At 47.1% G+C, this 13,944-nt stretch carries 10 protein-coding genes; 4 read left to right on the top strand and 6 right to left on the bottom strand.

Annotation, left to right across the window (positions count from 1 at the left end; genetic code table 11):
- Positions 1-214: 214 nt before the first annotated feature.
- The 6 genes from ACY652_RS17260 to ACY652_RS17235 all read right to left on the bottom strand — a co-directional run bounded on the left by ACY652_RS17260 (position 215) and on the right by ACY652_RS17235 (position 9,374).
- On the bottom strand, positions 215-3,352 hold the full coding sequence (locus tag ACY652_RS17260; RefSeq protein WP_462265632.1) for an efflux RND transporter permease subunit: 3,138 nt from the start codon (positions 3,350-3,352) through the stop codon (positions 215-217).
- An 82-nt stretch (positions 3,353-3,434) separates the two neighbouring features.
- The gene (locus ACY652_RS17255) at positions 3,435-4,532 is read right to left on the bottom strand and encodes an efflux RND transporter periplasmic adaptor subunit (protein ID WP_462265631.1); all 1,098 of its coding nucleotides are present in this window, start codon (positions 4,530-4,532) and stop codon (positions 3,435-3,437) included.
- A gap of 42 nt (positions 4,533-4,574) precedes the next feature.
- On the bottom strand, positions 4,575-5,852 hold the full coding sequence (locus tag ACY652_RS17250) for a TolC family protein (RefSeq protein ID WP_462265630.1): 1,278 nt from the start codon (positions 5,850-5,852) through the stop codon (positions 4,575-4,577).
- Between the two features lie 188 nt (positions 5,853-6,040).
- On the bottom strand, positions 6,041-7,405 hold the full coding sequence (locus tag ACY652_RS17245) for a HAMP domain-containing sensor histidine kinase (RefSeq protein ID WP_462265629.1): 1,365 nt from the start codon (positions 7,403-7,405) through the stop codon (positions 6,041-6,043).
- Between the two features lie 7 nt (positions 7,406-7,412).
- A complete protein-coding gene (locus tag ACY652_RS17240) occupies positions 7,413-8,093 on the bottom strand; it encodes a response regulator transcription factor (protein WP_462265628.1) in 681 nt (226 codons plus the stop codon).
- Between the two features lie 318 nt (positions 8,094-8,411).
- Complete coding sequence (locus ACY652_RS17235) at positions 8,412-9,374, bottom strand: ROK family protein (RefSeq protein ID WP_462265627.1); 963 nt, start codon at positions 9,372-9,374, stop codon at positions 8,412-8,414.
- Between the two features lie 317 nt (positions 9,375-9,691).
- Between ACY652_RS17235 and tkt the strand changes: the two genes are divergently transcribed.
- The 4 genes from tkt to ACY652_RS17215 are packed head-to-tail and all read left to right on the top strand — an operon-like array spanning position 9,692 to position 13,942.
- Positions 9,692-11,713, top strand: coding sequence for a transketolase (tkt, locus tag ACY652_RS17230; RefSeq protein WP_462265626.1), 2,022 nt, complete (start codon positions 9,692-9,694; stop codon positions 11,711-11,713).
- Complete coding sequence (locus tag ACY652_RS17225; protein ID WP_462265625.1) at positions 11,710-12,168, top strand: RpiB/LacA/LacB family sugar-phosphate isomerase; 459 nt, start codon at positions 11,710-11,712, stop codon at positions 12,166-12,168. Before tkt ends, ACY652_RS17225 begins: the two co-directional genes overlap by 4 nt.
- The gene (gene tal, locus ACY652_RS17220) at positions 12,165-13,292 is read left to right on the top strand and encodes a transaldolase (protein ID WP_462265624.1); all 1,128 of its coding nucleotides are present in this window, start codon (positions 12,165-12,167) and stop codon (positions 13,290-13,292) included. Before ACY652_RS17225 ends, tal begins: the two co-directional genes overlap by 4 nt.
- The gene (locus tag ACY652_RS17215) at positions 13,289-13,942 is read left to right on the top strand and encodes an HAD-IA family hydrolase (RefSeq protein WP_462265623.1); all 654 of its coding nucleotides are present in this window, start codon (positions 13,289-13,291) and stop codon (positions 13,940-13,942) included. The genes tal and ACY652_RS17215 overlap by 4 nt, the downstream gene beginning before the upstream one ends.
- Positions 13,943-13,944 lie beyond the last annotated feature (2 nt).

Below are 13,944 nucleotides of genomic sequence, written 5' to 3'. Positions count from 1 at the left end.
CTAAAACTGCATAAATGGGCGCATAAAAGCCGTTGATAATTATTGCTGACCGCTTTTAACTGATGTACGGCTATCGCCGGATTTCAATAATTCTAAACCAGTACATAAGCAGATAATATAAAACCCTGCTGCCGTAAATCGTATCATTTACGGCAGCAGGGTTTTGTACCTATATCAGTACTCAAATTGTGAATACTGTTACTGAACATTACTATTAACTGCTGATTGCACCTAGTTTTTTCAACAGTTTCCGGTTCTCGCGGCGGTGTATCAGGTTGTATACCATATTGTAAATAATCGGCAGTATCAGCAATGTTAATATGGTGGCCGTAACCAGGCCCCCGATTACCACAATGGCCAGCGGTTTTTGGGTTTCAGAACCAATGCCGGTTGATATGGCAGCCGGCATCAGGCCAATGGCGGCCATCAGGGCAGTCATTACCACCGGGCGTACACGTGAGATTACGCCTTGCAGTATCGCTTCATCCAATCGCATACCCGCTTCGAGGTTTTTGCGGAACACCGATATCAGGATCACCCCGTTTTGTATACATACCCCGAACAGCGCAATAAAGCCGATACCCGCTGATATACTGAAGTTGGTACCGGTGATGTGCAGGGCCAGGATACCGCCAATTAAGGCGAACGGCACGTTCATGATTACCAGCAGGGCATCTTTGGCGTTGCCAAACATGCTGTACAAAATCAGGAAGATGACAATTAAGCAACCGGGCACCACATGCGATAATGTTTTAGAGGCGCGCACCTGGTTTTCAAATTCACCGTTCCAGGTAAAGGTGTAGCCCTGGCTTAACTTTACAGCATCTCCAACCTTATGCTGGGCTTCGGCTATGGTACTGCCCAAATCGCGGCCGCGTACAGAGAACTTTACCGCAATATACCGGCTGTTATTGTCGCGGTAGATGAATGCAGGGCCCGTTACTCGTTTGATGGTAGAAATTTCCTTGATTGAAATCTTGGAACCGTTAAGTGTTGGAACCATCAGGTTTTCAATCTTTTCCTGTGTATCTCTAAAAATTTTCTGGTAGCGTATCCTGATGTCAAATCTGCGTTCGCCCTCGTATAATACCGAGGCTGCTTTACCGCCAATGGCCATTTCAATCACCGAGTTAGCATCAGCCGTAGCCACGCCATAGCGGGCCATTTTCCTCTGGTCAAGTTCTATACGAAATTCCGGCTGACCTAAGTTGCGCAGCACACCTAAGTCTTCAACCCCCTGAATCTTTTTCAGCACTGCCATTACCTCATTGGCCTTATGATCGAGCACATCAAAGTCGGGCCCGAATATTTTTACAGCCATCGAGGCAGGTACACCGGCTACAGCTTCGGCAACATTATCAATAATAGGCTGCGAATAGTTGTAAATGATGCCCGGAAACTGGCTCAGCTTTTTATCCATCTGGGCAATCAGCTCTTCCTGGGTTATGTGGCGCTTCCATTGCTTTTTGGGCAGCAGGTCTACCTGTATCTGTACGTTAAAGAACCCTTTCGGGTCGGTACCATCATTGGTGCGGCCCACCTGCGACAAGGTTTGCTTTACTTCCGGGAAACTGCCTAATATGGCACGCATTTTATTCGTTACGTCAACAGAGCTTTCAAGAGAGGTGCTCATGGGCAGCTGGGCAGTAACCCACAGTGCGCCCTCATTTAACTGCGGTAAGAACTCTGTTCCTAAAAACTTGGCCGAAAGAAAAGTTAATGCCATAAAAGCTATAGACACTATCAAGCTTAACTTTTGGTTATGGTAAGTAAAGTTGAACATTCGGCGTATGCCGCTTTCAAAGAAAATAACTACACGATTGTGCTTTTCCTTTACATTTTTGCGCAACAGGATGCTGGACAATGCCGGCACCAGCGTAAGGGTAAACAGCAATGCACCCAGTAAGGCAAAACCTAAGGTATAAGCCAGGGGAGAGAACATTTTACCTTCTACCTTTTGAAAGGCGAAGATGGGCACCAGGCAGGTAAGGATAATGATCTTGGAAAAGAAGATAGCCTTACCCATTTCAGCGCCTACATTTTTAAACAAGCCCAGTTTGGCCAGTTTGTTAAAGCGTTCCATACCCACCTCATGGGCTTTATGGTCAAGGGCTACAAATATGCCCTCCACCATTACCACCGCACCGTCTATAATGATGCCAAAATCAACCGCACCCATGGAAAGCAAATTGGCGCTCATACCCTTTAAACGCAGGCATATAAAGGCAAACAGCAGCGCCAGCGGAATGATAATGGCTACCGTTAAGGTAGTACGCCAGTCGGCCATAAAGAGAAACACAATTACGGTTACCAGTACAATACCTTCCACCAGGTTATGAATAACGGTTTCGGTACAGAAATCAATCAGGTTGGTACGGTCATAAAAGGTGGAGATCTGTACATCCTTTGGCAACACGTTCGCATTAAGGTCTGTCACCTTATCACGTATGCGCTGTAGTACGTCGGCCGGGTTCTCACCCTTCCGCATCACTACAATGCCCTCAATCACATCATTCCTTTTATCGCGGCCAACCTGCCCTAAGCGGGGCAGCCCGCTTTCCTTTATTTGGGCAACGTTCTGTGTCAGTATCGGCACATTGTTAACTGTTTTAATAATTACATTTTCCAGCTCACCAATGTTGTTGATCAACCCGATGCCCCGTACCACAAAGGCCTGGTCATTTTTTTCAATTACATCTCCGCCTACGTTAATATTGCTGCGGCTTACGGCGTTGTAAACATCCAGCGAGGTTAAGCCGTATTTTTGCAACAGCGATGGATCAACGCTTATCTCATAGGTTTTTTCTTCGCCGCCGAAGCTGTTCACATCGGCAACACCGGGGATGGCTTTAAACTGGCGGTCAAGCACCCAATCCTGTATGGCGGTCAGCTCGTGCAGTGATTTGGTGCGGCTTTTGAGCGTGTAGCGGAAAATTTCGCCGGTAGGGCCGTATGGGGGTTCTATTTCCGGCTTAACGCCGTCGGGCAGTTCCGCATTTACAATGCGGCTCATTACCTGCTGGCGCGCAAAGGCATCATCTACGTCATCATCAAAAATAATGCGTATGTAAGAAAGGCCGAAGGAGGAGGTAGTACGCAGGTTGGATTTCTTTTGTACGGAGTTTAAAACGGTTTCCATAGGTATGGTCACCAGCTTTTCCATTTCTTCGGCGCTGTGGCCGGGCCATTGTGCAATAATAACGATCTGGGTATTGGTTACATCCGGAAAGGTTTCTATCGGCGTATTCAGATAACTGTACACCCCCCATACGGCCAGTATCCCTGTCATGAAGAATACCATTGCCCTGTGCCGGAGTGAGAAATATATAATACTTTTAATGAGCTTATTCATTATAATTTAGCATAACAGGAGTTACCCTGTGTGGTGGGGTTATTAAGCGTGCATAATTGATAAAAAGCAGGAAGCAGGGAGTTTAATCGCCAACCAAAGCATTGTATAACAGCAATTGATTTTTGGAGATCACCTTATCGCCGGGTTTAACACCTGAGGATACGTAAGTGGTATCTTCCACCGATTTGATGACGTTTACCTCGCGCACCTGCAGGTTGCATTTATCGTGATAGATAACCACATAATTTTTACCGCTGTCAAATACCACCGCACCGGCGGGAATAGCTACCGCCTGTGCCGAATCGCTGTTACTGATGGTTACGTTGGTGAACATCTCGGGCTTCAGCATCAAATCCTGATTGGGCAGGGAAATCCGTACGGTCATTACCTTACTGTCAGGGTCAAGCACCGAACCTACGTTGTTCACCTTACCGCTGAATACCTTGTCCGGATAGGCCAGCGTAGTGATTTTGGCAGCATAACCGTTTTTTACTTTAGCAATGTCAGATTCAAACACGTTGGCCTTTATCCACACATCCTTCATGTCTGAAATGGTGAACATGCTGCTGCTGTTATCGGGGCGGATGAAGTTGCCCGAAGTAATGTTCTTCTCCACAATGTAGCCGCTGCGCGGCGCTTTTACCACCAGGGTGCCGGCGGCGTTGGTGTTGCCGCCCCCGTTAATCGCAATCTGCTCGCGTACCTTGCTGTCGGCGGCTACTGCCTTGTTGTAGTTCTCCTTGGCTTCGGTGTAATCGCGTTCGCTGGATATACCGTTTTTGTACAGATAGTCTGCCTGCTGGAGCGTTCTTTTGCTGATCGACAAATCAGCTTTGGCAGAGGTAAGGTCTGAGTAATTGCCGGCAACATCGGCGCTGCGGATGATGGCCAGCACCTGGCCCTTGGTTACCTTGTCGCCTAGAGAAACATTTACATTCATTACTTGTCCGCTGGCAAAAGGAAACACTTTTACCACATTGTTTTCATCAAATGATACTTCGCCGGTCAGCTTCAGTTCGTTTTTGATATCTGATTCTTTAGCGGTATCAATAGCAATCATTTTAGACAGCGAGTCGCTTACGCATACCTGCTTGTTTTCCATGGTACCGGTCTTTTTTTCTTCACAGGAAGCAAGGCCAACTATACCGGCCATTACGATGTATAAAAATGGGTTCTTCATTATCTTGTTCGGGATATGTTTATGTTAATGGTTGGGGTTGTTTTACGGAGCTGCAATCACGGTGGTACCCACCGCATAATTTAAATCGGCTATTGATTTTTGCAGGTTTAACTGTAGCTGCAGTATTTTGAGCTTGGTTTCCTTGTAAGAGTCAAAAAAGTCGATAAACTCCGGCAAACTGATCTGCCGCTGCTGAAAGCTTTTAAGCATGGCGTTAAAAATCTGGTCGTAACGCGCGTAAAAGTCTTCCTGATCCTTGTTAAGCAACTGCTGGTTCAGGCGGTATTGCTGCACTGCGTTATACACATCGTTTTTGAGTTGCAGCTCGCTGTTCTTAACCACAAAATCTTGGCTTAACGCGGCGTATTGGGCTGATTTGATATTGCCCTGATTACGGTTGATAAACGGTAAAGGTATGCTTAACTGCAGGCCTACATAATGAGGGGCATAGCTGCTGTGCTGGTCATAACTGGCACCCACGGTAACATCGGGTTTGCCTAAAGCCTTTTGCAGTACCACATTATCATTGGTTTGGGTAAGTGTATACTGTTCGCCACGATAGTCTGCCCGTGATATTTTGGCTTGCTCCGCTAAGGCAGCTTCGTTCAGGGTTACATCAGCAGGGGCGGGGCTTACCAGCGCCACTATAAATTGTGTTTCCTTAACTACCAGTATGGTTTTCAACTCGTTCTCCAGGTCATTCAGCTGACGCTCGTTCTCCACCAGTTCGTTTTGCAGGTTAAACAGCAATGCTTTTAAACGCACCAGGTCTTTAAGCGATGTATTGCCCGCCTGGTAGGCCTTATCCGTAGCATTAACCAGGCTGGTGGCTGATTTAATTTCAATGTTGTATACATTGCGCTGTGCCAGCAAGTTGGCTGCCTGTGCAAAATCCTGCTGCAGGTTATAACGCAGGTTACGCAGTACATCATCAAAAGCAGCCTGCTGGATCAGGGTATTGTCCTGCGCTACCTTTATCTGCTTACCGCGTTTACCGGCGGTACGTATCAGCTGGCTTAACTGTACAAACACCTGCCCGGTATTGGCATTATGCTGAAAATACTTGTGGCTGTTATCGGTAATATTCTGGTCTGTAGCCAGTAGGGGATTGTCCCAGAGGCCGGCCTGCTGCACCAGTGCCTGTGTGGCATTTACATTATATTTTTGGGCCAGCAGGGTTAAGTTGTTCTCTAAAAACAACTTTTCCGCCTGTTTGAAATTAAGCCTCAGCGTATCAGTTTGGGCCGAAGCCCGGCTGGATAAGGCAAGCACAAAAAGCAGCAGCAATAAAGGCCTTAGCAAAGGCATGAGTTTAGTCATCTCGGGTTTAAACTATTATATAATCCAAAAGTACCTTAACCGGATTAGACTGGTATTAAACCTGCATTAGAACGGTATTAGAATTGATACAATGAGGTTTGCCCGTTTACCCAAGCAAACAAACCGGATGTAGTACAGGCCTTTTGCATGATAACAGCAGGGGAGATGGCTGTTGTACGTATTATGAACTATGCAGTCCTGTTAAAAGTGATGATAAATGTGCTGCCCGACACGCCATCGGATTCAACCTCGATGGCGCCGCCGCACAGCTGTATGATTTTAGCTGTAATGTATAAGCCCACCCCGCTGCCGGGCACATTGCGGGTGGCATGTACCCGGTAAAAGGACTTGAAGATTTCTGTTACCTCCTCCGCCTTAATGCCCGGACCGGCATCTGTTACCCGGATTTCGAGGTATTGACCTGCCGCTTCAAAGGATATGGCTACTGGCGCATCTGCGGAGTATTTAAAAGCATTGTCAACAATATTGTTCAGCGCGATCAGCAGCAGCGGCTTATTGCCGTTAATTTCCAGTAAGCTTTCATCATCCGGAAAAGCGGCAAAATTCAGCTTGAGCTTATCCGCGCCTTTCCGGTGCTGCCAGTGATCCTGTATTTCCCATAACAGTTCATCCATGCGCACCGGTTGCAAAACGGCTTTGGTATAGTTGAAATCTACCTGGGCCAGCTCCATCAGGCTGGTTATGGTGCTTTGCAAATGCATGGCATCTGCCGATATGGAACTTAATACCCGCTCATACTCCCGGGCGCTGCGCTGCTTTTCCAGCGCTACATCCGCCTCGCCCATAATGCTGGTGAGGGGCGTGCGCAATTCATGCGAGGCATTTGAAACAAAGCTTTGCTGCAGTTCAAATGTGTTTTCCAGGCGCTGTAACAGGTTATTGAAATTGCTGATAAGTTCGGCTATTTCATCCTTGTTGCGGGTACCGCCAATGCGCAGGTGTAAATTGCCTGACCCTATCTTCCGCATTTGCGAAATGATCCTTTGGATGGGCGTAAGTGTGTTTTTGGCAAACCACTGGCTTACAAAAAATAAAATACCACTAAAGCACACAAAAAGTATCACTGTAATGCGCGTAAGCACAATTACCCTGCGTTTAAAATTGCGGTCTACCGCTGAGGCCAGTATCACAAAGCTGCCTTTGTTGTCATGATAAAACTTCCCGATCACCTGGCGATTGCCTTCCTGGTACGTTATAGAGCCCTCTTTACGTACCTGCTCTATCGTAGCTTCGTCCCAGTAGATGCCGCTGGTGGCGTTAAAGGCCACTTTGTTCTTATTGTTATAGATGCGTATAACTTCATTGGGCAGCTTTTCCAGATACCGCTGCTGAACTTCGAGCAGCGAATCTGACCCCAGTTCATCCGCATCCAGGTATAACTTGGTAGCTACGTTGATACGGTCGGCTAAACGGTTATTAAAATCTGCCTTCAGAAAGCCGAACAGGGCAAAATACAAAGCCAGCAATACCAGCAGTAAAGCCCCGCAGCTGATGAGGGTGAAATATAATGAAAGCCGGTTTTTGATTTTCATAAAGGCCTTACTGCTCCTTTAAAATATAACCCATGCCGATTACGGTGTGTATCAGTTTTTTATCAAAGTTTTTCTGCACTTTGTTACGCAGGTAGTTTACATAAACGTCTACCATGTTAGTGCCGGTATCAAAGTTCAGGCCCCAAACCTTTTCCAGTATATATTCGCGTGAAAGCAACCTGTTGGGGTTTTGCATAAACAGCTCCAGCAGTACATATTCTTTGGCGGTTAACGCGATGTTCTGGCCTGCGCGTTCCGCAGTTTTGTTGGCGGTATTGAGTTTCAGGTCGCTGAAAACCAGCGTATGGTTTAGGGGTTCGGTTGTTTTGCGCCGGCGCAGGAGTGCCTCGATGCGGGCAAGCAGTTCGTTAAAATGAAAAGGCTTCAGTAAGTAATCATCTGCGCCGGCATGTAATCCGTTTACCTTGTCATCTATGGTGCCCAGGGCGCTCAGCATCAGTATGGCAACCTGGGGCTGTTGCTGCCTTATCTGCCTGCACAATTCAATGCCATTCAGCAGCGGCAGCATCACGTCCAGTATAATCAGGTCATAAGTGTTCTGTAGAAAGCTGGTTAAACCGGCAACACCGTCGCGCGCTACCTCAACCGCATACTGGTGCTCAATCAAGCCCTTTTGTATAAATGCAGATACTTTGTCTTCGTCTTCTACCAGGAGGATATTAATCATGTCATCTTCAAAGCCGCTAAATAAGTGATTTTAAGCTTAAAAGCCAGGTATTAACCCGGCTTAAAATTCAGTAAATGTACCTAATTGTTTAATGACCTCTGAGGGATGCAGGCCAACTACTTTCATAAAATAGTGCACAACTTAAGCAGCATACATGCGGTTTAAGTTTCGCCTCATCAACGGCTTTTTGCAGTTACAGGGCTATGGGTGCCGGGCTGTAATCAATTAACCTTTAAGGTGATATCCGCTCCAATGTATGCTGTTATGAGCGCTTAAAAGTTGATTAACCGCTTAAAAACGCTTTTAAAGTAAGTAAAGCTACGTTAAGGTATACACCAGTGCGGCCGCTCCCAATATCGCAGCATCATCCAGGTTCAAACTGCTGAACATTAGCTGGACCTGGCCCTTAAAGGTAGTAAGCAGGTTTTTTTCCATGTACTCTTTGGTAGGGTTCATCAGCAGGTCGCCGGCGCTTCTCACGCCGCCGAAAAGGATAATCGCTTCCGGCGATGAGAACATCACAAAGTTAGCCAAAGCCTCGCCCAGCACCTGCCCGGTGAAAGCGAATATATTGTTAGCAATCTGGTCGCCCTGCAATGCACAGTCGTAAATGAGCTTTGAAGTGATTTCCTCTTTTGGATATTTTCGGAGCAGGCTATCGCTGGTTGACTGGTCAAGCATCTCCTGGGCCGTTAAAACAATGCCGGTGGCAGAACAATAAGCTTCCAGCGTACCTTTCAAACCGGTAGACCAATGGGTACGCCCGTTATAGCGTACCACGGTATGCCCAAGCTCGCCGGCATTTCCCTTATCCCCGTATACCAGGCTTCCGTTTACAAATATGCCGCTGCCCACACCTGTGCCCAGCGTAATCATGATAAAATCCTTTAAGCCTTTGGCCGAACCGTATTTATGCTCGCCTAAGGCGGCGGCTTTGGCATCATTGTTCAGCACGCAGGGTAACTGAAATTTATCGGCAACCAATTGTACAATGGGTACAATGCCTTTCCAGTGTAAATTTGGCGCATGCTCAATGCAGCCGGTAAAATAGTTGCCATTGGGCGCACCTATGCCAATCCCTTTAACAGTACCTGAATCCGCATGATTTTGAATCAAAAGCGATACCTGTTGATGCAAGGCCTCTACAAATGCACTGATGTCGGCATAGTCGGTAGTCTTAATTCTGCCTTGTTCTAAAATTTTTCCGTCAGCAGTAACGAGGCCGAATTTGGTATTGGTTCCGCCAACATCAATGCCGATGGATAGGGTTGTAAGTTCCATGAAATATAATATAGGTTATCCGTAATTTGTTGGTACGCCGGTATGTGTTTAGCGTAAATTATGAAACTGAAACACCCGGAAGTTAAAATAGTTGCTTGCCGGTACCCGGTTTGTTTGTAAATACAAATTTCTGCCGTTGTGCAATATAAAGCCCGCTACGTTTACCATACCCTAATATTACAAGGTTACAAGTACAGGATTTGATATTTAAATGATAAAGTTGTAAAACAAGATAAAATTTGTAAGGTTTAACTAACGCAGCACGTAAAGCAGCAATTACCAATCAGATAAATACATTATACCTATAATTTTAACTTATGTCTGGCAACGCTTCTGAAAATATTGAGCAGTTAAGTATAGATACCATCAGGTTTCTGTCTATCGACATGGTACAAAAGGCCAATTCGGGGCATCCCGGCCTGCCGTTGGGTGCAGCGCCAATGGCCTTTGTGCTTTGGAATAAATTTCTCCGCTTTGACCCGAAAGAACCAAAATGGCCTAACCGCGACCGTTTTGTATTATCGGCCGGGCACGGTTCTGCCTTGCTGTACAGCCTGCTTCATTTGTACGGCTATGGGCTGTCTATGGATGATTTGCAAAAGTTCAGGCAAATTGAATCCAAAACGCCGGGCCACCCGGAATCTATCACCACACCGGGCATAGAAGTTACCACCGGCCCGCTGGGGCAGGGTTTCGGCAACGGTGTAGGTATGGCCATGGCCGAAGAATTTATGGCAGCTACCTACAACCGCGACGGGCATAAGATCATCGATAATTATGTGTATGGCATTGTAAGTGATGGCGACATGATGGAAGGTATAGCTTCAGAATCGGCTTCGCTTGCCGGGCACCTTAAGCTGGGCCGGCTTATCTATTTTTATGATGATAACTCTATATCATTGGATGGGCCTACCAACATGGCTTTTACAGAAGATGTGCCTGCACGCTTCCGTTCTTACGGCTGGCATACGCTTACGGTAGAGAATGGCAACGACCTGATTGCCATTGAACGTGCCATATTAGACGCACAGGAAGAAAAAGAAAGGCCAACCCTGATATCCGTTAAAACCGTTATCGGCTACGGCAGTCCGCTTGAAAATTCAAATAAGGTACATGGCAGCGCCATGGGCGAAGATAATGTGAGGAAAACCAAAGAATTTTTTGGCTGGGACCCTGACAAGAAATTTTATGTGCCCGATGAGGTAAGCACTTACCTGCAGGAAGCCGTTAAAAAAGGCACTGAACTGCACAATCAATGGAAGGCCGACTTTGAGGAATACAGAAAGAGCTATCCGCAGGAAGCGCAAAGCTTTGCTACCAGCCAGGATGGTGATCTGCCTGAAGGATGGGATGCCAACATGCCCGAATTTAAGCTGGATGAACCATTGGCCACGCGCCAGGCTTCAGGCAAAGCCCTGGAGGCTTTACGCGCCACTATTCCGTGGTTGCTGGGCGGCTCTGCCGATTTGGCCAGCTCGACCGAAACACCGGGCAAGGATGGCAGCGGAAGCTTCCAGCCGGGGCATTATAATGAACGTAACATCTGGTTTGGGGTACGTGAGCATGGCATGGGCGCTATACTTAATGGTATGGCTTCTTATGGCGGCACCCGCGTATATGGCGGCACCTTCCTTACCTTTTCAGATTATATGCGGGGTTCCATCCGTTTGGCGGCACTTACCATGGCGCCGGTAACCTTTATTTTTACGCATGACAGTATTGCGCTTGGCGAAGACGGCCCTACCCACCAGCCTATTGAGCAGATAGCCTCATTGCGTACCATGCCGAACTTAACCGTATTGCGCCCGGCTGATGCCTATGAAACTGTGGAAGCATGGAAGGTTGCCATGAGCCGGTTAAAGGGGCCGGTGGCGCTTATCTTGTCCCGCCAGAAATTACCAGTTATTGATCAGCAGAAATATGCGCCGGCCTCAAACCTATGGAAAGGCGGCTATATATTGAGTGATAGCGATGGCACGCCTGATATTATACTGATTGCTACCGGTTCAGAAGTGCATTTGATACTGGAGGCGCAGGAGAAGCTGGCTGCCGAAGGTATTAAGGCAAGGGTGGTAAGTATGCCTTCGATTGAAATGTTCAACCAGCAGGATGAAGATTACAGGGAGAGCGTATTGCCGCTTAGTGTGCCTAAACGTTTGGCGGTTGAAGCAGGGGTAACCATGCCCTGGTACCGGTATATCGGCAGCGAAGGTGATGTTATCGGCATGACCCGCTTTGGCGAATCAGGCGAAGGAAATGCAGTATTAGCGTTTTTTGGCTTTACTGCTGAAAATGTGGTGAAAAAAGCCAAAGAAGTAATCAATAAGAAAAGCAAATGATAATAGGCATTGCTGCTGATCACGCAGGGTTTGAACTGAAGGAGCAGCTACTGAAATTACTCAAAGATGCCGGCCATCAGGTTACTGATTATGGCGCTAAGGCATTTGATGCAGCCGATGATTACCCGGATGTAGTGTTACCGCTGGCGCAGGCTGTTTCCAAAGGCGAAGTTGAACGCGGTATTGCCGTGTGCGGCAGCGGGGTAGGGGTTTCAGTAGCGGCTAATAAAGTACCCGGCGTACGCGCATCACTCATTACCGAAACCTATTCAGCGCATCAGGGCGTAGAGCACGACGATATGAACCTGCTGTGTATAGGCGGGCGCGTTATCGGCCCTATGCTGATGTGGGAAATTATCGAGGCTTATCTTAAAGCGAATTATATTGGAGGCGGCCGTTTTGAGCGGCGGCTTGATAAATTGAAGGCCATTGAACATAATTATTTAAAATCATGAAAAATCCATTAGCACGTATACCCGATTTCGGCCAGAGCATCTGGCTTGATTATATAAAGAGATCTTTTACCCAATCGGGAGAACTGAAGAAACTGATCGACCAGGATGGCTTGCGGGGGGTAACTTCCAATCCGGCCATATTTGAAGAGGCTATTGCGCAAAGCGATGATTACAACGATACCCTGGCCTCATTACAAAAAGACAACCTATCCCCGCAGGATGCTTTCCTGAGAATTGCGATTGAAGACGTGCAGACTGCGGCTGATTTATTCAAAGGCGTGTATGCCGATACCAAAGCGCTGGATGGGTATGTGAGTTTAGAAGTATCTCCCGGTTTGGCCAGAGATACAGAAGGCTCGATTACCGAGGCCAGATCATCATGGAAAACGCTGGACCGTAAAAATGTGATGATCAAGATACCCGGTACTGCCGAAGGCTTGCCCGCCATTAAGCAGCTTATCAGCGAAGGTATCAACATCAACGTTACCCTGCTTTTCAGTTTAGACAGGTATCGCGCAACAACAACAGCCTATATTGAAGGGCTGGAGCAGCGTGCTGCCAATGGCGGATCATTAGAAAACATCGCTTCTGTAGCCAGTTTCTTTTTAAGCCGTATCGATACCATGGTTGACCCTATGCTGGACAAAATAGCACAGGAACAACCCGAACATGCCACACTGGCCAGGCAGTTACAAGGTAAGGTGGCCATTGCCAGCGCCTGCGATGCCTACGCTATATACCAGGAGGTATTTACATCAGAACGTTTTAAGGCGCTGGAAGCTAAAGGGGCCAAGCCGCAACGCTTACTGTGGGCCAGTACCGGCGTAAAAAATAAGGCTTACCCCGACCTGATGTATATGGAGGCGCTGATTGGCCCGGATACGGTAAATACCGTACCTAAAGAAACACTGGAGGCCTACCGCGATCATGGTAATCCCGCATCCCGTTTAGAAAGCGGGCTTGAAGAAGGCCGCTACGTGCTTTACCAGCTGGAAAACGTTTTAGGTATTAAGCTGGCCGACATTACGCAAAAGCTGGAAGATGAAGGTATCCAGAAGTTTACCAAACCTTTTGACAGTTTGATGAAAGTGATTGGCGAGAAAAGCAAGAAAGTTACTTCATGAAACCAGACAGTTTGATCAGGGTGCTGCTGCTTGACATTGGCGGTATATTACTTACCGACGGCTGGGAAACCAACTCCCGTGCACGGGCGGCAGCACACTTTTCGTTAGACCTTACGGAACTGAACCAGCGTCATGCCAATGTGTTTGACGCTTACGAGTCCGGCAAAATGGATTTAGAAGAATACCTGAAGCTGGTTGTGTTTTACCAGGAGCGGTCATTCAGCATCAACGAATTTAAGGATTTCATGATGAGCCAATCTCAGCCGCACCCCGAAATGCTGCAACTGATGGCTGATTTCAGGCAGCAATATAAAGTTCCGGTATTAACCGTAAGTAACGAGCCTAAGGAACTGAACGAATACCGCATCAAAACTTTCGGATTAACCCAGATCATTGATTTTTTTGTATCTTCCTGTTACGTAAATGTACGCAAGCCGGATAAAAAAATATATGAGATGGCGCTGAACATGGCCCAGGTTAAACCCCATGAGGCTTTGTATATAGACGACCGTAAAGTGTATATTGAGTTTGCTGCACAATTAGGCATCAACACTATTCATCACAAAGATGCTGCAACTACCCAAAGCGAGCTGAAAAGCTACGGCTTTGATGTGCAGCAATCTGTATTATCACATCAAAACATATCTTAATT

This window comes from Mucilaginibacter sp. (assembly GCF_965200995.1).
GTDB lineage: Bacteria > Bacteroidota > Bacteroidia > Sphingobacteriales > Sphingobacteriaceae > Mucilaginibacter.
This window is presented reverse-complemented; position numbering and strand designations above follow the sequence as displayed.